This is a genomic window from Mastigocoleus testarum BC008, assembly GCF_001456025.1.
Lineage (GTDB): Bacteria > Cyanobacteriota > Cyanobacteriia > Cyanobacteriales > Nostocaceae > Mastigocoleus > Mastigocoleus testarum.
The window spans coordinates 211,989-233,534 of record NZ_LMTZ01000140.1 but is presented as its reverse complement, the minus strand read 5'-3'; the positions used below and the strand labels follow the sequence as shown (position 1 = coordinate 233,534).

The window sequence follows — 21,546 nt, the reverse complement described above, 5'->3', positions numbered from 1 at the left end:
CTTGAAGAACCTTTTCTTACAATATCAAGTAGTTGCTGCCTTTGTTCTCCTGTAAGATAAACTTTATACTTCATCGCTAATACACCCATCTTTATCCCGTTCGGCGTAGCCATGCGATCGCTGAGCACGCGCTGACGCGTTCGGCTTGCCGCGTCTTAGGCTCATGCCCGCAGGCTTATCGCAGACCTGTGGGGCGATCTGCAAGCAGGTGGCTACGCCTATCGCAGTCCGCTTGTGGACTTAAAAGTCCACATCGCTTAATTAATTAGTATAGGATAAAACCCATCAAAACTAATGAAAAGGACTACTAGTGTCTATAGCGTTATATGGGGATTAGCGACTGGGGTAAGTCCAAACCTAACAGCAAAGAGAAAAAGAGTAATTAATAATACCAATTATCAACAACTCCTTACTCCTTACTTTTTACTTTTTACTTCTTACTTCTTACTCATTAATTAGTGGTAAACAAACGGTAAAAGTAGAACCAACTCCCGGTTCGCTATCTACATAAATATCCCCACCCATCATCAAACAAAAATGACGGCTAATTGCTAAACCTAAACCAGTTCCACCATATCTTTTTGTAGTTGAAGCATCCCCTTGAGTAAATGGCTGAAATAACTGCTCCCGCTGTCTTGGCGACATCCCAATTCCAGTGTCTGTCACCACAAAAGTAATCATTTGAGAAGTTATATCTTCTACTGAATAGGATTTTAAATCTTCTCTTTGTTTTTTAACTGCCAAAGATATTTTACCATTTGTAGTAAATTTAGCAGCATTACTCAGTAAATTTAAGAGTACTTGCCGCATTCTGGTTTGATCGGCATACATCGAACCTAAGTCACGATCGCAATCAATTTCCAGGATGTTTCCATTTTTCTCCACAGAGGGCTTGATAGTGAGAATGAGATTATCAATCAACGATGACACTTCAAAAGTTTCTGGGTAAAGAGTCATTTTCCCAGCTTCAATTTTTGACAAATCCAGAATGTCATTGATTAATTCCAACAAATGTTTACCGGCTGTATTGATTGTTTCAAGGTCGGTAATAAAATCTTCAGATGCACCGAGATCCACTGCATCATCTTGCAAAAGCTGACTCAAACCAATTACGGCATTCAATGGCGTACGTAATTCATGACTCACATTTGCTAAAAATTGGCTTTTTGCAGTACTTGCAGCTTCTGCTAACTCTTTTGCCTGTTGTAATTCTTTTGTTCGTTCTGAAACTCGCTCAATCAAACGATTCAGTGATTTTGCCAGTAAACCGATTTCATCTTCTGTATTTACAGGTGCCCTTAAATTAAAATTAGATTTTCTTGCTACTTGTTCGGCTACTTGAGTAACTACAACTACAGGTTCAGCGATCGCACGGGATGTACGCCACGCAATTAAAGCAGCTACCGCGACTGAAACCAAGATACTGAGAATAAAAATTAATCTTTCAATCGCTTTAGAACTTTCTAGGGTTTGTTTCGACTCAGTTTCTTGGTTTTTAGCAGTTTGCAAGAATCGAGTTAAATTGTCCTGAATTCGATGTAATTCCATGACAATCGGACCACCCATTATTTCTTGGAGATTCTTTCGCACCAAGGCATACTGTTGTGGTTCCAATTGTTTTTTATCAATTTTCTCTAGTACTTGTTCGATTTGCCTGACATAATTTTCATAGTTTCTTTCGTAATCTCGTAATAAGAAATTTAAATTCGACTCAGTTGCTGCGAGCTTTCTGGGTTTACTATCAATAAATTTTCGTATTTTCCGTTGGACTCGCTGGGATTTGTTATAACTTTCGATAAAATCTTCTTTTTTGCGAGCGAGTTTATTTTTATCTTCTACTACGATAGGCAACTGAAAACTTTGTGCGAGACCTTCTACTAATGCATCTTTATATTGAGTTAGCATCTGGACTTGGAAATGAGCATGATTTAAGCGTCCAATTTCCATTCCTCGGTAATAGTTGGCTATTACCAAACCAGCGAGCGACCCAAAAAAACCAATTCCAATCGCGAGAAAGTAACCGTAACCAATCTTTTGGTGAATTCGCCAAGAACTGGCTTTTAGCTTCCCTCGTGAGGGAAACTCTATAGTCGGTAGTTCGTCTGTCAATTGCTGTTCGGCTGACACTGCTTTACTTTCTGAACTGTTTTGGGGAGCGGTTGGTTTTTGAGGAGGGTATTTTTTAAGTTTTGTATTTTTAAGTTTTATATTTTTAAGTCCTATATTCTTAAGTTTAATGAAACTCAGTCTCCTTCCTTACCATTCCGCAAAAATATTACATCAGTATGGGTTGTAAAATCATTTCAACCGCCAACTTACAAACACTAAATTATTTTCTTTTATAACAGGAACAGATTTATTCAGGCATAGTTCCCCGAAAGTAACTTTCTAACCTAAATCTCTCATCTGTTTTTTCTGTAGACTTTCAATCTATTTTCTCAAGCACATATCTTAATAGATATACCTATATAATTTCTCAGCCTACGATATGATTCCCGGATAAACCAATATAAGTTGTACCATACACTCGACCTAAATCAGCCGTAGTACATAGACGCGGAAGTCGGAGTCTTTTTTATTGGAAAATGTATTTTGAAACATCATTACTTAGGGGAGGATGATATTTCCTGTTCTGCCCCATCTCGCACATTAATTTTTCAAAATACGGTATTTGCGAATATCTCAAAGCTTGAGACCTACAAATATTATTAAGGGTTAATTTAACTAATATATATGCTATGTCGTTAGTGAAAATAATAATTTTTTCTAAATTTCAGATGAATATAGTGTATACATTAGCCAGCTCTAAAGTAAAAATACTTAAGGTTATATGTACATAAATAACACGATTCTGCCGGGTTATTAATTAAATAGCTTATTTTAGTTAGCGTAGGTTGAGAGAATTAATTAAAAGTAAAACAGGAAAAAACTTCATGAAAAAGAGTATAGACAAAAAACTCAAAATTTTTATCTACACTCAGAAATTAATTAACAACTAACTTAAGCTGTCAAAAGTTCAAGTTGTAAAAGTTTATTTAAACTCTTACACCTGCAGAAAGTAAACTTTGTGCAGCAGCTTTTAATGCTGCAGCTTTGTCAGTACGTTCCCAGGGCAAGTCTAAATCTTCCCGCCCAAAGTGACCATAAGCCGCGACGTCCTGATAAAAACGTCCGCCTCGGTCGCCAGGTAATTTACGTAAGCCAAAAGCATGAATAATGCCTGCTGGGCGCAGTTCAAAATTCTCTTCCACTAATTTAAGCAAAGTGTCCTCATCCACTTTACTGGTACCAAAAGTCTCAACAAAGATACTCACGGGACGAGCAACCCCGATCGCGTAACTTAGCTGTACTTCACACTTCTGGGCCAAGCCAGCAGCGACAATATTCTTCGCCACATAGCGACAAGCATAAGCAGCAGAGCGGTCTACCTTCGTGGGGTCTTTACCAGAAAAAGCACCACCACCATGACGGGAATAACCACCATAAGTATCGACAATAATCTTACGTCCAGTCAAACCGGAATCTCCTTGGGGACCACCAACCACAAATTTACCTGTGGGGTTTACCAAAAAGCGAGTATTAGCATCTGGTTTAATTTGAACGTCACCAAAGACTGGCTCCACAACTGCCGTTAATAGGTCCTGCCTAATTTTGGCTTGGATCTGGGCTTCGTCCGTAATATCCCCAATACTAGCGGCATGCTGAGTAGAGATTAGGATTGTGTCAATTCCAACTGGACGTCCGTCTTCGTAAACGACTGTGACTTGAGTTTTACCGTCAGGACGTAGATATCCCAGTTGACCAGTTTTGCGCACAGCGGTTAATCGGCGAGCAAGTTTGTGTGCCAAACTAATTGGCAAGGGCATTAGTTCGGGAGTCTCATTACAAGCAAAACCGAACATGATACCTTGGTCGCCAGCACCAATTTTATCAAACAAGTCTTCACTATTTTCTTCGCGGGTTTCGCTCGCGGTGTCTACGCCTTGAGCAATATCTGGTGACTGTTCGTCTAATGCTACAAGTACTGTACAACTTTGGGAACAAAAACCATTATCGGCGTTGGTATAGCCAATTTCTGCTACTTTTTTACGTGTTATCTCGGCATAATTTACATGTGCTTTGCTTGTAATTTCGCCAGTGATTAACACCAAGCCAGTATTCACTACTACTTCAGCTGCTACGCGGCTGCTAGGGTCAGCAGCGAGTAAAGTATCCAAAATAGTATCGGAAATTTGATCGCAGATTTTGTCGGGATGACCTTCTGTGACTGACTCGGAGGTGAAGAGATAGCGATTAGACAACAGCAATTCCTCCATTTTTATGTTATTTGGAACACTAAATATTTCCATTTAGCTTAAATATCCAATCTTCCAAATCATAACAATTTTTTTACAACTAAATATTGCTATTTCAATATAGTCGTTTCAATTCTGAAAATCATTTTTTACTATTAAAAAAATTTGACATTTGTGACTCTTTAATGTTTTATACCTAATCACCAAGTTTGAGACCAAAAATTAGATCAAAAATTTAGACAAAAAAAGGACACCTCCGAAGGTACCCTAACTACTAGCCTAAATATTTAAAATTTAGACTTTAGCTGCCATTTTTGCTTCTTGAGATGTTAATTTCTCATATGCTGCACGCATTTTTAAACCTGTCAGTACTTGGAATAGTCCTGTGCCATTATTAGACCCAGGATACTCTCTATGTTGTAACAATAAATGGGTCATTTCACCTTCATACTTAGTAGAGGTGTTACTGAGATGAGTTTCAATATAGATAACTTCGTCCAGATTGTCGAATTGACCGTCTATTTCCAAGACTGAAACGTAGCGGCCATAATAAACGTCGGAACCATAGTAAACTTGCATTCCGGGATAGGAACAAGTTAGTTTTCTGCCACAAGGGGTCCAATTGATGGTAGAACCTTCATCAAACAGATATACTGGCTCAAAGCCTTCTCTATCTTCCCTTTGTAGCATTCTTACTCGTAGAACCTTCCGTTCTTTATCATCCTTGATCAGGTTGGTTGGTAAGACTTGTAATACGACATCCGCGAACTCTCTTTGTGGTTCGATATATTTTTGGAAGTCGGGTTTACGAGAATTGATAGCCGCCAGAACATCTTCGTAGCGATGACCGCGCTCAGCCATATCTCGCTGAATTTTCCACGCAATTTTTACTTCATCACTAATGTCCAAGTAAACGCTAAAATCGAGCAGCGATCGCACGCGTTCGTCGTACAAAGGATGTAATCCTTCCACAACAATGATATGATTTTGTTCTACTCTTTCAGGGGGGTCAATTTCCCCTGTTTCGTGATTATATATAGGTTTATCAATGGGTTGTCCTTCTTTGAGCGCCTTGATTTGTTCGTACATCAAATCAAAGTTGTTTGCTCTGGGGTCAAGGGCTGTAATACCTGTTTCTTTTCTTTGTTTTCTGTCTAACGAATGGTAGTCATCTAAACAGATGACCGTCATTAACTCTTCACCAAAAAGATCTATTAGACGACGCAAAAAAGTGGATTTTCCACAACCAGAATCTCCGGCGACTCCAATTAAGACCACACGTTCCGGCTTACTTATCATAAATCTCCTTTAGTTTAGTAAAGATGAGTCAATCAATAATTTTTCACACAACTATTTAACAAGATAGGAATTCATCCCCAAGGTCTGCTCTATCTCGATGTAACTCAGCAAGTCCATTAAAAACGTGTCGGGAAATAATAAAGTAACAATTATCACCCTTGCATCCAAGCTTTATTGGCCGCTGGTAAGTATTTAATCCTAGTTATATATGGGATCTTAACAGAATGAGGTATTCTATACAAGATTTGATATTAATCCAAATTTAGTATTTTTCTAGGTACTTCAGATTTTATCTCTGTTGTTAGGTATATAGGCGTAAAAACCTTCACTTACATACGCCATTCTGCCTGCAGAGATAGCTATTTGGCGATAAACAAAGGTTGGGACAAAAAGTCCAGGTTAATAGTTGAATTATGGATATTTTTTTTCAAAAATGATTGATTATTTAATTTTTGATGTCATTTATGACATTGTTATTTTTAGAACACGTAAAAACTATAAATGCAGTATTTAAACTAGTATGTAAAAATCAAAAAAGAAAAATGTATTCCTTTTCCCATTCTGGGATGCTAAAGATTTTCTACCGGAAGGTCTTTACTTCTCACCCCAAGTTCTTAAGTTCTGAGTCTTCAAATCCAAATCCAGGCTCTTAGCTTATTCTCTCTTGAAGCTGAGTTGGAACTTACAAAGTTAAAGGCTTGAAGTTCAAAGTTTTTAACTCAAAGTTTTTAACTCAAAGTCTAAAATCAATATTCTGAACTTGAAATTTTATTAAACTTAAAATTTTAAGTTTTGTATGGTTTTAAGTTTTATATGAGTTGTGAGTTTTGAGTTTTGAGTTTCGTATGGTTTACAAATTTTAAACCCCGAATAGAGATTTATGAGCTATAAGGGGTGAGAGCGCTTGCAATAAATTTTGATCGAAACAAGCGCATGAAGGGGTATGTATCAATACAGCTTAGCTAAACATCTTAAAGCTAGTATTGGGTTTTGGGAAAAGATAAAAGGGTAAGAGCTAAAAGTTTTTCTTTCCCATTGCTGTTTTCCCTTAACCAGAAAATTATTGGGATGTCTGTCTCTATGGAGAAGAGCAAAGGAAAAGTAATCTACGCGATCGTGTTCCAATGATTGGCGAAGAAAAGATTAAATTGACTCATGATTAACATTCTCCTAGAGACATATCCTTTAAGTTAGAAGCTGAATGGGTGTGTTTTTTGCGATGCCTCGTTAGTTTTTTGGTGAGTGCAAATCGCGAAGCATTAGCTTGTGCCTCCTATTGCATACGTGTCAGCTTTGTGTAGCCGAAATCAGGTAAACTAAAGCTGACCGGTAGTGGGAAGTTTTTTTGATAAACGGTTACGTAGAAAATCGGAGTGGTAGAACGAATGTACAATCAAGGTGCTGTTGAAAATGCTGTCAGGGGTTCGGGTAGTCGATGCTTTGTCTATGAAGTAACAGGGCTGCGTCAGAATCAAGCATCCGAGTTAATAAACTACCCAATTCGTAGAAGTGGCAGTGTATTCATCAGGGTGCCTTATAACCGCATGAATCAAGAAATGCGGCGGATAACTCGCCTCGGCGGAAAAATACTCAGTATTAAGCCGATGGGTGTCTCGGAACAAGCTAACGGTAAGGCTTCAGAAGAAGTAGTTACCAGCACGGTCGATAACAGCATTGCACAAGAGACTAACAATAATAAAGGGCATGGTAAAGCTACACCCCAGAAAGCTAACAGTGAGGTGAAAGGTTTCTCCAAATCACCAGCTGAGCAACAGCCCAAGAAGAAGGACAAAAAAGGCAACACCATGTCTCAAGCAAAAGCAAAGAAAAATGCCCATGCTAACGTTCCGGTAAACATTTATCGTCCCAACTCTCCCTATGTTGGCAAATGTTTATCCAATGAAGAATTAGTTGGTGAAGGTGGAATCGGTACAGTCCGTCACTTGAAATTCGATCTTTCACAAGGAGATCTGCATTACGTTGAGGGACAAAGTATCGGTATCATTCCACCAGGGACTGATGCTAAGGGTAAACCTCATAAATTAAGATTATATTCTATTGCTTCTACCCGCCACGGTGATGACGTAGACGACAAAACAGTGTCTTTGTGCGTTCGTCAGTTGGAATATAAGCATCCAGAATCCGGCGAAACTGTCTATGGTGTTTGTTCCACCTATCTCTGTAACCTGGAAGCAGGCACAGATGTAAAAATCACTGGTCCGGTAGGTAAAGAAATGCTTTTACCTGAAGACCCTGATGCTAACATCATCATGATGGGAACTGGAACAGGTATAGCACCTATGCGTGCTTACTTGTGGCGCATGTTTAAAGACGAGGAAAAGAAAGCTAACCCAGACTATGAATTCAAGGGTTTTGCCTGGTTAATATTTGGTGTGCCTAAAACTCCTAATATCCTCTACAAAGAAGAATTAGAAGAACTACAACAGAAGTACCCTGATAACTTCCGTCTAACCTACGCGATCAGCCGCGAACAACAAAATAAAGATGGTGGTAGGATGTATATCCAGCACCGTTGCGAAGAATATGCAGATGAGTTGTGGAACTTGATTAAGCAAGAAAAAACCCACACTTATATTTGCGGTTTGAGAGGTATGGAAGGCGGTATTGATGAAGCTATTGCTGCTGCTGCTGCTAAAGACGGTGTTACCTGGAGTGATTACCAAAAACAACTCAAAAAAGCAGGTCGCTGGCACGTAGAAACCTATTAAGGACTACGGGCGAAATAATTGGCTAATTAATGACTAATTACTGAGTAGGCAGGATAATCATTAAATAGGGTGGGCAATTTTGCCCGCCCTGTGTGTTTTATGGTTGTTAACGGGGGCCGCATTCGTGGGTGTTAAACTCGGTATATTAGGATTGGGAACCGTAGGAACGGGGACGGTACAGTTACTTTTGGATAGAACTGAACGTCACCCATTATTACAAGAAATAGAAATATTACGGGTTGGAGTCAAAAGCGTAGAAAAGCCCCGTGATGTGCAACTGCCTTCGGGTACATTAAGTTCTGATTTGACGAGTATTGTTACTGACCCCAAAATTGATATCGTAGTAGAACTAATTGGCGGTTTAGAACCAGCACGATCGCTCATTCTCCAAGCGATCGATTGCGGAAAACATGTGGTCACCGCAAATAAAGCTGTAATTTCTCGTTTCGGCGATGAAATATTGAATGCTGCGAATAAAGCCGGGGTTTACGTCATGCTTGAAGCAGCCGTGGGTGGAGGGATTCCAGTCGTTCAACCCCTAAAGCAATCTTTAAGCGTTAATCGCATTCAAGCAGTAACTGGAATTGTTAATGGTACCACCAACTATATCCTGACGAAAATGCAAACTCAGGGTAGCAGTTTCGATGATGTTTTAAGTGATGCTCAGCGCTTGGGTTATGCAGAAGCTGACCCCACAGCAGATGTTGATGGATGGGATGCTGCAGATAAAATTTCTATTCTTGCTGCAATTGCTTTTGGTGGACGTATCAAACGTGATGAAGTCTATTGTGAAGGAATTCGCCAAGTTAGCCAAACAGATATTACCTACGCCGAAAAGTTAGGTTTTACGATCAAACTTTTAGCGATCGCAAAACGAGAAGAATCTTCCCCATTAGCAGTAAAAGTTCATCCTACTTTGGTTCCGATAGATCATCCTCTAGCAAGTGTAAGCGGTGTTTACAATGCAGTTTTAGTAGAAGGAGAACCTCTCGGACAGGTAATGTTTTCTGGTCCGGGAGCAGGTGCAGGGGCTACCTCTTCAGCCGTATCTTCAGATATTTTGAATTTGGTGGCGCGAATCAAAAGTAGTCCATTTAATGAAAAAGCAAATGGTAAAAATGCAAAACCTCAGATTACTTGCTTAGATCCTCTATTGGCTAGTGCTCATCAAGATTATTGTCAAATTGCACCAATGTCAGAATTAGTCACTCGCTTTTATGCCCGTTTTCTCACCAAAGACCAATCAGGGGTGATCGGCAAACTAGGTACTTCTTTTGGAAATCATGGCGTTAGTTTGGAATCTGTTGTGCAAACGGGTTTTCAGCAAGATTTAGCGGAAATTGTAGTTGTTACCCATGATGTAAAGGAAGGCAACTTCGAACAAGCTTTAAAAGAAATTAGAACTTTAGAGGCAGTAGATAGTATTCCTAGTTTATTAAGGGTATTGTAGTTGATATCAAATTTACAAACTCAGAAATTTTGATTTCAAAAATTTTGAGTTCAAAAATTTTGAGTTCAAAAGATTTGAGTTCAAAAGATTTGAGTTTGGAAAAACTTATAGTTGTAGTTATAAATTATTATTGGGATATTTGTCTAATCACTATTTCCTTGGAAGCAAAATTAGTATTTAAGGTCCCAAATAACATGCATATTGCTACAAGCTGAAAATAATTAACTGAGAGATAATTAGTCAAAAAATCGCAAGTTTTAAAATTTTGTTTTCAATAAACTAGAGAAACAAACTAGTATATGCCTTAATTAGAGTATAAATTAACTGTAGTCATACCAGGGTAATTACGATGACAAATCCCCCACCTAACAATTCTGAGTCATCCCGAACTGGTACCCTAGGCTTCGATGAATTCATAGCAATTCTGGTTGCCTTTGCGACCATCGGTGGTATTTTATTTTGGTCATTTTCCCGCAAGCCTGATGGTAGTTGGAAGCTTAACTGGTTTTCTAACCAATTCAGTAATTTATCTTCCCAAAGAAAAACTTCTTTACAAACAAATCAACCTTCAATCGTTATTGGTTCGAGAAATACAGAGGTAGTTGAAAAACAATCTCCTGTATTGTCTTTGCTTCCTCAAAACAATAAAAATCTTATTTCCGAATCAACTATTTCCCCAAATAGATTACAGTCCCCAGAAATTCCTGGAAGTCGCCCGTCTCTATCCGATAGGGTCAAATTAGGACCTATACTTCCTGAAAATTCTGATTCTTCAAATTTAGTGACCAGCCCAGAAGATTCAGAACTACAAGTATCATCACCTGCCAAAACTTCACAAATACCAGAAGCTAAGGATAAAGATACAAATACAAATACAAATACAAATAATGGCGTTCGAGTAACTCCAGATACTGCTGTCACTCCAAGCCCTGTAGATAAGGAAACAGCAATTGTTACACCCAAAACATTTACTGATGTCGAACAAGCTTCTTGGGAACGCCCTTTTATTGATGCTCTTTCTTCCCGTGGAATGATTGATGGCTACCAGGATAATTCTTTTAAACCAGACCAACCTGTAAGTCGTGCTGAATTTGCAGCTCTATTAAATCAAGCTTTTAACAAGCAAAAAACCCCAAGAAAGTTGGAATTTAAAGATATCAAACCAGACTTTTGGGCAAATTCTGCAATCGAAGAAGCCGTTAGTACAAAATTTTTATCAGGTTATGGCGATCAAACTTTTAAACCCACGCGTAAAATACCTCGCGTAGAAGTTCTAGTCGCCATTGTAAGCGGATTAAACTTGGAAGTACCCTCTTCTACCAAACAAGTACTAGAAACCTATGAAGACGCAAATAAAATTCCCAAATATGCTAGGGAAAAAATTGCCATAGCCACAGCAAATAATCTTGTTGTAGATAGTACTGGTACACTCAAAAAATTTGCTCCAGATCGTCAAGCGACTCGAGCTGAAGTTGTGGCGATGATTCATCAAGCATTGGTGCGGACAAATAAATTACAACCTATCCGCTCGGATAAAATAGTCCCTTATCAACCCTAAAAAAACAAGTTAGGTAATAATTTTGATTTTGAGAGCTTGGAAATAAAATTTAGTTTCTAAACTTTCGGAGGTTTATAGGTGAAAGTGGCTTGGTGTTTTTATAGACACTAAACCACTTTCATGTTTATTACAATGTTGTTAATTTTCACAAATGGGAGATTATAAATCACAAGTATTGCGCTTCCCCAACTTGCTCAGCTAGAGTTGGGACTTCCCAACATATTGAGCTTAAAATCTCCACAAGTATCAAATAACTAAATCTAAGCTTTAAGCTTCAGAAGTATTTTGACCAACAACTTGAGATCTCAAACCTTGGATCTCACTTGTTAGCTCTTTACGGGTTGAAGCCTTAAGTAAGTAGCGGTACACAAACCAAATAGAGTAACCAATACCTATTAATTCAAAACTTGGTGCTACTAAAGGAATGTCATTCAACGCATCTAATACAGCCAAGACAACCTTAACAGCAATCACAGCTGCAACAAACACAGCTGCAAAAATTAGGGGTTGTTTGTATTTGTTGTAGAAAGTTCCTAGGTACTCAGGAAGAGTGGCTAAAAAACTAGAAATTTGTTCGCCGTATTTTAACCATTCCTCTTGGGGCTGTGTAGAAGGCTGAATCTTTGTGATAGTCCCTCCAGGCTGATTATTTACTTCTACTTCTGGCATTGTTGTCTCTTGAGTTTTGCTTTCCATGACTTCCATCTCTTATAAATTTGCTTCCATAATCAAGGATTGTTGAATTATCCGATTTTGAGGATAATCACAAACAACAAGAATGTTGAATGAGGAATGTAGCAACAAAACTGCACGAAAGGATTTTCGGGTAAAAAAGGATTTTAGTAAAAATAACCTCAATCCCCCTTCTATACCTACGTCGTTCGCTAAAAATTAGAAAATCAGTAGGATTTTAGCAGCATTCAAGTACTGGCACTAACTTAAATCAGTATTCTAGATACAGTTTTTTTAATTAACCCCGAATCTTAAGACTAGCTTTATTTAAAGCTATCTCAAGCACCTATAAATCGTGTTTATCCGCTGTACAAACCACGCAATAATCAGTGTACCTTTCTATTTATACAAGTATTGCGACAGATTTTATCTAACATTACAGCTATATTAAGCTGCAATCCCCATTCAAGGCATCGGTACCGATATTAATACGCTACAAAAGTTTTTATGTGTTGAATTACACGATATTTTTTTTATGTTTGTATCTTGGCGTAATAGTTTGATTCCAAAATGAACCGTTTCCAAGCGGATTTAATTTACTTTCACAATTGAATCAAAAGTTTTTTTGAGTAATAAAGTGTAGTAAGGGTAGGACTTCCAGCCATTATACTCCATAGATAATAAAATTTTGTTTGGGATCGTTTTTGTCTTAGATTTTTTCTTTTTACAAAAGTAACATTATTATTACAGAAATAATACATAAGTTTTTCTAAACACTTAATCGGTAAGGTATTTCAAATTATCAATTTTCGCTTTTCAAATACAAGAATGATATTTTTGCAATTTAAAGCTTTTTATCGCTCCATATTGCTAATTTAGGGCCAACGAGTGACAAATTTAAATTGACTTAAGATTAGTGGTTAAATAATTTAACTATAGCAATCCGAAATCATTCATGAGAAATAAAATCGCTGAAACCCTTGTACATACGTCTTTATTATTTATGTGTTTTCTCACGTTTCAATCAGGATTGCTATAGTATTTAGATTTTATTAGTATTTAGAGAACTAGTATAAGAAAATCTAAGTTAAACAATAAACAAAAAATCTCAATCTTACGGGAAACGTTCGTAGAATGAGATTCTTGCAAAAACTTTATTATTAAATTTTAAGGTCTTTACTACCTTTCACAGTCATACTTTGTGCATCTGAGCATATTTGTGCATCTGAGCATAAAGTATCAACACAAAATTTTACTCGATAGTATGTCCCTAGAAAACAAATCAGTTTACTTAACAGAGAAGAAATACCTTAGTTCCTGAATCAATCTGTCTATTTGAATAAATCTTGTTTAAACTATTGGGCAAATCTACTGGGCGAATCTATTTGGCAAATATTTATTACGAAAGTTTCGAGGAGTTATATTCGCCATATATTTTTTGCTCTTTCACGAATGTCAGGGTGATTAAAATGTCAACGGAAAGAGCATTTCAGGAATAGAATTATTATGATGTTTGGTTAAATTTAATTCCAATCTATCTGAGTCGCAATTTATCTGTTCTTAATCTTCTAATCCCAATCCTCGATTTGTAAATCTTCACCTCCAATACCGATACCAGTATGAAAAATCTCAGCATCGCTGATATTCATGTCATTCATCGAAGCTCCATAAACATTGGAGTCATATATCTTAGCCCCTGACAAATTGGTATGATCGAGATTTGCTTCTTTGAAATTGACGTTAGAAAGCATTGCTGAGGATAAGTTAGCTCCTTTCAGGTTTGCGCCAGTTAAGTCAGCCCCTTCCAGATTTGCATGTTCGAGATTGGCACCTTCAAGATTTGCATTTCTCAGATCGGCACCGATTAAGTGCGCTTCACTAAGGTTTACTCCTGATAAATTACAACTCATACATTCCCGGGTTTCAAGCAACCTTTGTACGTGTTGTTGATTACTCGCTTGAACTGAGCTAGTCAAAAATAGGGGAGCTAGAAAGGCGAGGGTCGCTAAAAGCTTAGTATTCATGATATTTTCCCCTTTACGGTAAAATGTCTCCGTTTTCCTCACATTCTTATTATCTCACTATAATCTGTCAATAGATTGATTGATTTTGAACTAATGTTATGAATTACCCCTGTGTGCTAAAAGTTTCCAATTAAGCAATCCGTGAAAGATGTTAATCGGCCCTACTTTCAAGCTCACTAACTCATTAGTAACATCTTATTTCAAGGATATGTAAATTTTTTTAAATAAATTTAACTTCTGTTTTTGATACATGTCTTCCTAAGTACACAATAACTGTTTTTTTTGATACTGGGTAACCGACAGGTCAAGATATAGCCATATAAAATGAAGAAAGTCTAATACTTTTTAGATACGCACAATCTAGGCAGCAATTAGTCTACTGTGTTGCAACGTGAATTAAATTGAAAAGTAATTTTCTCATAACATTTAGCACAAAATTTTATTGTTCGAGATATATCCGGATGTCGATGTATCAAAAAAATTAAGCACCATCATAAGATTAAGCAAAAGTGATGACGGAAACTAGCCACAGGCGAATTGCGATCGGGGATGTACATGGTCACTATAAAGGTTTGATGACCTTGTTAGAGATGATTGCTCCCAGCAGTAGCGACAGTATATATTTTTTGGGCGACTTAATCGACCGAGGTCCCCAAAGTGCCCAAGTTGTTAAATTTGTTAAAGAAAGTCCCCATAAATGTTTGTTGGGTAACCACGAACAAATGTTGTTGAATGTAATGGCAGAAGAAGAAGCGTCTAGTTCGGTCATACAAAACTGGCTTTATAGCGGCGGACAAGCAACTATTTCTAGTTATCAGGGAGGTACAATTCTCAAAGAAGATGTGGAATGGTTAAAAACTCTACCGACCTATCTCGATTTGGGGGATGTTTGGTTAGTTCACGCGGGAATAGATCCAAATATTCCCTTAGCAAAACAAACAGCGGATCAGTTTTGTTGGGTACGTGACGAATTTTTAAGTGTAGAAGAATCCTATTTTACTGATAAATTGATTATTGTCGGTCACACGATAACTTTTACCCTTCCTGGTGTGGCACCTGGTAAACTAGCACAGGGAGAAGGTTGGTTAGATATTGATACAGGTGCTTATCACCCACGCAGTGGTTGGTTGACTGGTTTTGATATTACAAATGGTATAGTATATCAAGCTAATGTCCTCCAAAATTGTCAGCGTACACTAACTTTGGAAGAATCTGTAGTCAAAGTAGAATCCCATCAATTTGGAGTTGCTGTGAGAAATAAGCAGCGAAAAAAACAAAATAGTAAGAAAGCTAATAATACCCCTTTTGGGATGTTCAAGCAGAAATTTAATTTTTTTAACTCTAAATAAATTCTGTTCTTTTAGAACAGGCATATTTTACTTATTTTAAAAAAGTAATCACCGATCAGTGACTACTGACCAGTGATTGCTGAAAATCTGTGATTTTATTTAGTTTTTGATTGAGAGTTATTGCTTGCAAATTCTTGGTTGCAAATGTTTGGTTTTCTATTTTAAGGGTCTGATATTAGCCTTATAACTAGCACGACCTAAGCCATCGTTTCCCTTACTTGGTAGGTTTTCAATCTGCACTTTGAGATTACGAATCCGAGAGCTAGTAGCCGGATGGGTACTAAACAATGTTGGAACTGACCGCTTATTTAATAACTTTTGCATAAATGTAACCATACCTGAAGGAGCATAACCAGCGCGATTCAGGCTTCTTAATCCTCGTCTATCTGCATCGTATTCGTGACGGCGACTATTAGGACGTTTTAGTGCTAACTCTACGCCAAGGCTTACTAGTCTTTCTCTTCTTACTCCCAAAGCAGTTGCAACTCCAGATGCAAGGGTAGTTTGTCGTAACTGTTTAACTAAGTGTCTACCACCAATGTGACCGATTTCATGTGCAATTACACTTGCTAATTCGGCCTCGTTATCTGCAGCTTCTAATAAACCCGTATGTACGTATACGTAGCCACCAGCAGTTGCAAAAGCATTGATTTTTTTATCTTCAACTACTTGAAATTTATAGGGAATATTTGGGCGACCGCTTTGTGCTGCTAAGCGTTGACCGATACGATTGACATAACGATTAACCCGACGATTGCGGTAAAATTTAATTCCTCTTCTTCCCAACTGTTGATTTATTTGCTTACCGATCTTAACCTCTTGGCGATCGGATACATTGGATAGTTGAATAACCTGTGCTCCTTCTAACAAAACTCGCCATAAAGGAGTCGCTTGGGAAGGTAAAGGAGCACTCAAAAAAATGATTACAGCAACAAAAACTGAAATCAGTGGATAAAACCAGCGCTTAAAAAAGTGTTTTGGGAACATAATCATCCTGTTAGCAGCGATTTTTGCCAGAACTTAAAATAATCCGACGCTTTTAAAGCTTTACAAGTTGCATTGCCGAATATGTGCTACTCAGTAATCAAGAATATTTTGAAACTAATTAATGAGTTTTTGGATATGCTTTACTTCATTAATAATGTATTTCATGCAAACCGTATTGTTTTCGTCAACATTAACAACACAATAGTAGTAAATCTCAGTTACCGACTTCAGTACTCATGATAAACTGTCGCATGAGTGTTGCTATATCTATTTTTTAGTATTTAAAAGTAGGTCATATAGTTATAGTTATATTCACTCTCAACTTAAAGAAATTAAGTCAAGTTAAGCAATTGTTATTTCGGGAAAATCGTTATGGCTATTTTAGATTCCAAAGGACGTTTGTTTGGAAAAATCAATCTCCTAGATTTTGGTGCATTAATAGTAATCATGCTAGTTGTTGTCGGTATTTTTCTTTTCCCTGGAACAAGTGGTTCTGTCGCTCAAGTTGGAACAAAAACTGCACCAATAGAAGTAGATTTACTTGTCCGTGGTTTAAATGTTCGAGAACCTCAAAGATTATATGATGAGGATTTAAAAAAAGGAGGAAAGACTAAAGTAATTATCCGCAATCAGCCCTACGGAAAAATTGATATCAAATCTATTCAAGAAATAGACAGAACAATTATTGCAACTCAACCTGATGGTACTGTAAAAGAGGTTAAAGACCCAAGAGCAAATAACTTTAGTAAAGATATGCTCTTAACTTTAGAAGGCAAAGCCACAATCACAGAAAATGGTCCCGTACTTGGTAACAGTAAAGTTAAAATTGGTATGCCATTTGAATTAGAAGGCTTTAATTATAATTTCAAAGGTTCAGTAATCGATATCAGAGTAAACAAATAATATAGATTTAGTGATTGTTATATTCAAATTTATATTCCTCTCATTGTATGGGAGGATATTTTTATTATTTTTTGATAGACCACGAATTTATTTACATATTTACAAACTAACTTTAATCTCGAACCTTGTTAGCAAAACAACTAAATCCTGATTATTTATTTACTATTTTTTAGTAATTTTTGAAAAATATTATCTTTACAATTACCAATACTTAATTTTGATTTTATTGCTAGTTAAACATAATTTTAAACTAACTGTTATCCAGTTTTTTTGGAACTTTTTTCGAGATAATACTACAAAAATTTAAAAATTATAAAATATTTATCATTAATGGAGTAATTATACCCAAATTAATCTGACATATTTAATTATTCTTGATGTTTTATCTTTAGTCATGCTAAATTATGAGTGTAAAAACAAACAATAAAGTACTTTAAATAACAAAGCAAGGATGTTTATTATTTAGATAAATATGAGTTAATTTTAATAGCTTATTTAAATATAAACCAGGGTATATTTTTATAGCATTTATATTTGTATTTTTCTGTATATTTTGTTTTATCTTTTATATCTCTATCTTGAGATTAATTTGATGCAATAACTAAGATGTGTTAGCGATTCAATTACAAAAATATAACTAGTCTTGCATCTCTTTCACAGAATAATTACATTGACTGTAATTTATTAATTTCAGAAAAATTTTACTAACTAATTATTAATTTTATCTGTGAGATCTTATCAATGCTACCATTTGAATTTGTCGTCATTGGTAAACCGATTTCTCACCAAACAAAACAAAGAAAATCTCTCCAATCCTGGAAAAAAAAGGTACGTGAAGCTGCTGAATCTTGCTGGAAGAGAGAGGAACCACTGGGAAGTCAACTCAAGGTTACCATCACACACTATTATGACTGTCCTGTTGACGATGAGTCAGCAGTTCCGGATAGCGATAATATTATTAAACCAATCAGGGATGCTTTGAATGGTTTTATCTATGTCGATGACTACCAAATTACCGATTTTGTGAGTCGCCGTCGTAATCTTAATGGTTCTTTTAGAGTTAAAGGAATATCTTGTGTTCTAGCAGAAGGGTTTTCTTCCGGTCAAGAATTTTTGCATCTTAAAATAGAGCTTGCACCAGATCCAGAAGCTTTATAATTACTAACAAATATTACATACACGGTAGAATCTAGATACTATTTATTGGCATTAATGAAATATTATTTTCTTCTTCATAATTTTATGTATCACCAAGTTTAATTTGCTTTAATAGTTTATAGAAATAAATATACTAGGATAATCCCATTTAGTTCATATTATGAAACGTAATATTTGATTAGTTTGTATTTAAATTTGACTTGCTTTTTTTCTTATAAATCTAAAATGCAGGGAGAATATTGAGGTAGGGTAATGGGATATATTGATTGCTTATATCATCTATAAAAAAGTAGGGTATAAGATATATTTACGATGTTTATCCCTACTTATTTTTATTGGCAGTTATTAATACGAAAATTTTAAATAATAACATTTTTCTTATCTCTATTTTATCGATAAAATTTAATTGTATTACTTGATATCTCACTATTTAGTTGATATCATACAACAGAAATATATCAGGATTAGTCATAAGCTGGCACATGAATCAAAATTCATTGGAACGTCGGCGATTACTTAAACTTGCCAAGGAATATCGTCAGCAAGGATATGAAGTCACTATAAATCCGTCACCGGAAAAATTGCCGTCAGTACTGGCAGATTGTTCCTTAGATTTAATCGCAGTTAATGGGAAAAAAGTTGTTGCGGCTGAAGTTAGAACTAAAGAAAATTTAACTTTGAACGGATCTGAAGATTTGAGAAGAATCAGTAAATCTTTGGAGAAACTTCCTAATTGGGAACTTGAACTAGTAATTACTAATGAGCGTCGAAAGAGTTGTTAAATAACTTAGGAAATACAAAATTTAAACAAGTCAGTTAAGACTAGTTTAATTAATTAATATCTTGTGGATAACTCATCATAAATAATTGCTTTTATTTTAGGGCATAGGATATTTTTTATTATTATCAATCCTTTGCCCAATTATATTTATAATATTGAGTTTTTAGATAAGGAATTTTCTTATCTATTAGCTCTGTAGTTCTCCATAGCAATTCTATTTATTCATAAAAACCAATATTGTAGAGATCTTCCAGAGCCAAATCCTGATGTGGTAAGACCTACAATATTTTTCTGTAGGATTTATATGTTCAAAAATCAAATATGATTGCTATAGTATCCAATATTTAAGTTTACTTACTCAAGTAGGGGTAAAAACTTTCTGATTAATCCAATAGTAACTGCAGGTAACTCAAGTTGTGGGGTTAGTCCAACACCTTCTATTTCTTGGAAAAAGCGAATTGATTGCGGGTTCATTTGTGCAAGACGTTGACCAATCTCTGATTTAGTGAACTGAGATTTTTGACCCCAAAGAATTGCACTTGGAGTTTCTAACTGTCTGATGTAAACAGATAAATCAAAACACAGTTCTCCACGAACAAAAGACAAAGCAGCATATTCAGCATTTTCTTGTTTTGCTGATAGTAGATATGCTTCTACTATCTCATCACTAATGCGATTGGGTTGAGCAAATTGTCTTTGGACTAAAAAATTACGAATGCCACTGCGAGTTGCGATTCCAGCACTATAGAGCAAATTATCGATAATAGGAGTGCTCGCCAATTGAGCAAAAAAGCTACGGGAATAATCTTCGCCGAAATCAGAAATTCCTGCTGGAGCCATCAAAATCAACGATTTAAATAACTCTGGATTCGCGATTGCTATGCGAATAACAAAAGCTGCGGTTAAAGAAGATGCTATGACCGTGACTTTTCCTTCACAGACCTGTTGTAAAAATTCTTTAATGCTCTGCAAATAATCTTCAACTTTATAATTTCGTATTGGACGATCAGAATTGCCCCAACCAACTAAATCTGGTGCGACGATCCGATATTCTGCAGCAAATGCAGGATAAACTTTCGACCATTCATAGGCCGAAGAACCACCTCCAAAACCATGTAAAAAAACCAAAGTCTCCAAATTTCTAGTAGCAGCACTACCCCCATGCCAAGGAGAGCTTCTTGCTGTATAATAAGCCATTTGGCCTAATGAAGTAATGGCAAAATTTTGCTCAAATCCTAGTGGCTTAAACATAATTAAACTGTTAGATTAGTTGAAATTACTAGTAGAGAACCTGAAACACCGATTAAATTTATTATCAATGACTATCAGCGAGCGTCGGTTTAAGATAATTTCACCTTCAACGGTATGGTAAAAGATATCCAAATGACCCAATTAAATTGGACGATCTATCCTCATCTTGTTTTGAAGTAGTTGTAAAATAAATGCTTAGCTTGTGAAGTTTTAGTATGTTTTTTTGGAGTTATCCTCAGTATGAGGTTGCATAAACGTTGTATTATCAATAGTTCTACTGGTAAGCATTACATATGTAGCTCTAAAGATAAATTTAAGTTTATTATGGTAATCTATCAGAAACATCACTGATAACTTTTAACGTCAACAATACTGAAAATCACATTGAATTTTATCCTTTTATTTTATAAAGATTACTTAAATATAATTTTAGACACGTAATTAGAGAACGCTATTTGATGTCAATTAAAAATACTCAAGCCGGATGTCATGTTAAAGACTGATAGCCTTCAATTGGATACAGTACTAACTTTTAAAGCTCCTCAATTTATGCCCTCCGAGTTGGACTTGGAAAATATAGCTGGTTCTTCAACAAAACAAAGTCAAACCACACCTGGAAATCAAAATCGAATCGATACACTAAATAAGTGTTTTTCTCTAAAATTAGAAGGTTTGAAATGTTTTGAAAAAGTAGAAAATCAATTTAAAGAATGCGGCGTAGTTTTTAGTAATTGTATGGCAATACAACCCTCTAATCCCGCATTTCCACCTCGTTCTGGTTCCGTGGTACTCATGGGCTCACCCCAAAGCGGTTCATTGGAAGTTTTTTTTCTTAATCCCGTAAAATTAGTTAGGGCTTTCGTTACCAGTTCTCAAAGACTAATTCTTTCTGCTTACGATCGCGACGGTCACTTGCTAACTCAGTCAGTACTGCCAAGTGCAAATCTTGCAAATTCTGACTCCTGTGTTTCTCCCAACAAGTTATTATTTGTAAGTGCAAATAATATTCACAGCGTGAGCTTCTGTGCTTTTGATGGTCAGTTCACTGTTGATGACTTTAATTTCTGTATTTAAAAAAATTTTTTATCTT

The 21,546-nt window shown here is 36.2% G+C and carries 15 protein-coding genes; 8 read left to right on the top strand and 7 right to left on the bottom strand.

Translation table 11 applies throughout. The annotated features are described in order from the left end of the window. Positions 1–444: 444 nt before the first annotated feature. The 3 genes from BC008_RS37900 to BC008_RS37890 form a co-directional block, all read right to left on the bottom strand. Positions 445–2,127, bottom strand: a complete 1,683-nt coding sequence (locus tag BC008_RS37900; RefSeq protein WP_027838888.1) for a sensor histidine kinase — start codon at positions 2,125–2,127, stop codon at positions 445–447. A 908-nt stretch (positions 2,128–3,035) separates the two neighbouring features. Further along, a complete protein-coding gene (gene metK, locus BC008_RS37895; protein ID WP_027838887.1) occupies positions 3,036–4,301 on the bottom strand; it encodes a methionine adenosyltransferase in 1,266 nt (421 codons plus the stop codon). 288 nt (positions 4,302–4,589) lie between these two features. Next, the gene (locus tag BC008_RS37890) at positions 4,590–5,594 is read right to left on the bottom strand and encodes a phosphoribulokinase (protein ID WP_027838886.1); all 1,005 of its coding nucleotides are present in this window, start codon (positions 5,592–5,594) and stop codon (positions 4,590–4,592) included. Positions 5,595–6,979: 1,385 nt separating this feature from the next. On the opposite strand from BC008_RS37890, the gene petH reads away from it, so the two are divergent. From petH to BC008_RS37875, 3 genes are all read left to right on the top strand, one after another. Continuing rightward, entirely contained in the window at positions 6,980–8,323 is a 1,344-nt protein-coding gene (petH, locus tag BC008_RS37885) for a ferredoxin--NADP reductase (protein ID WP_027838885.1), read from the top strand. 124 nt (positions 8,324–8,447) lie between these two features. Next, complete coding sequence (locus BC008_RS37880) at positions 8,448–9,773, top strand: homoserine dehydrogenase (protein WP_027838884.1); 1,326 nt, start codon at positions 8,448–8,450, stop codon at positions 9,771–9,773. Between the two features lie 349 nt (positions 9,774–10,122). Next, a complete protein-coding gene (locus BC008_RS37875) occupies positions 10,123–11,331 on the top strand; it encodes an S-layer homology domain-containing protein (protein WP_036262352.1) in 1,209 nt (402 codons plus the stop codon). Positions 11,332–11,598: 267 nt separating this feature from the next. On the opposite strand, the gene BC008_RS37870 is transcribed toward BC008_RS37875, so the two are convergent. Then, complete coding sequence (locus tag BC008_RS37870) at positions 11,599–12,036, bottom strand: CAAD domain-containing protein (protein WP_153009734.1); 438 nt, start codon at positions 12,034–12,036, stop codon at positions 11,599–11,601. A 1,535-nt stretch (positions 12,037–13,571) separates the two neighbouring features. Then, positions 13,572–14,027: a pentapeptide repeat-containing protein gene (locus BC008_RS37865; protein ID WP_027838883.1), complete on the bottom strand. Its 456-nt coding sequence runs from the start codon at positions 14,025–14,027 to the stop codon at positions 13,572–13,574. Between the two features lie 512 nt (positions 14,028–14,539). Here BC008_RS37865 and BC008_RS37860 point away from each other — a divergent pair. Further along, positions 14,540–15,376, top strand: a complete 837-nt coding sequence (locus BC008_RS37860) for a metallophosphoesterase family protein (RefSeq protein ID WP_063800849.1) — start codon at positions 14,540–14,542, stop codon at positions 15,374–15,376. A 156-nt stretch (positions 15,377–15,532) separates the two neighbouring features. Here BC008_RS37860 and BC008_RS37855 read toward each other — a convergent pair whose 3' ends face one another. After that, positions 15,533–16,363, bottom strand: coding sequence for a M48 family metallopeptidase (locus tag BC008_RS37855; protein ID WP_235596002.1), 831 nt, complete (start codon positions 16,361–16,363; stop codon positions 15,533–15,535). 372 nt (positions 16,364–16,735) lie between these two features. Between BC008_RS37855 and BC008_RS37850 the strand changes: the two genes are divergently transcribed. The 3 genes from BC008_RS37850 (at position 16,736) to BC008_RS37840 (ending at position 19,206) form a co-directional block, all read left to right on the top strand. Next, the gene (locus BC008_RS37850) at positions 16,736–17,266 is read left to right on the top strand and encodes a DUF4330 domain-containing protein (RefSeq protein ID WP_027838881.1); all 531 of its coding nucleotides are present in this window, start codon (positions 16,736–16,738) and stop codon (positions 17,264–17,266) included. 741 nt (positions 17,267–18,007) lie between these two features. After that, positions 18,008–18,424: a RusA family crossover junction endodeoxyribonuclease gene (locus BC008_RS37845; protein WP_036262350.1), complete on the top strand. Its 417-nt coding sequence runs from the start codon at positions 18,008–18,010 to the stop codon at positions 18,422–18,424. Positions 18,425–18,906: 482 nt separating this feature from the next. After that, positions 18,907–19,206, top strand: coding sequence for a hypothetical protein (locus BC008_RS37840; RefSeq protein ID WP_036262348.1), 300 nt, complete (start codon positions 18,907–18,909; stop codon positions 19,204–19,206). Positions 19,207–19,559: 353 nt separating this feature from the next. Here BC008_RS37840 and BC008_RS37835 read toward each other — a convergent pair whose 3' ends face one another. Further along, the gene (locus BC008_RS37835) at positions 19,560–20,456 is read right to left on the bottom strand and encodes an alpha/beta fold hydrolase (protein WP_027838878.1); all 897 of its coding nucleotides are present in this window, start codon (positions 20,454–20,456) and stop codon (positions 19,560–19,562) included. A gap of 489 nt (positions 20,457–20,945) precedes the next feature. Between BC008_RS37835 and BC008_RS37830 the strand changes: the two genes are divergently transcribed. Next, positions 20,946–21,530: a hypothetical protein gene (locus BC008_RS37830; RefSeq protein WP_082650723.1), complete on the top strand. Its 585-nt coding sequence runs from the start codon at positions 20,946–20,948 to the stop codon at positions 21,528–21,530. Positions 21,531–21,546 lie beyond the last annotated feature (16 nt).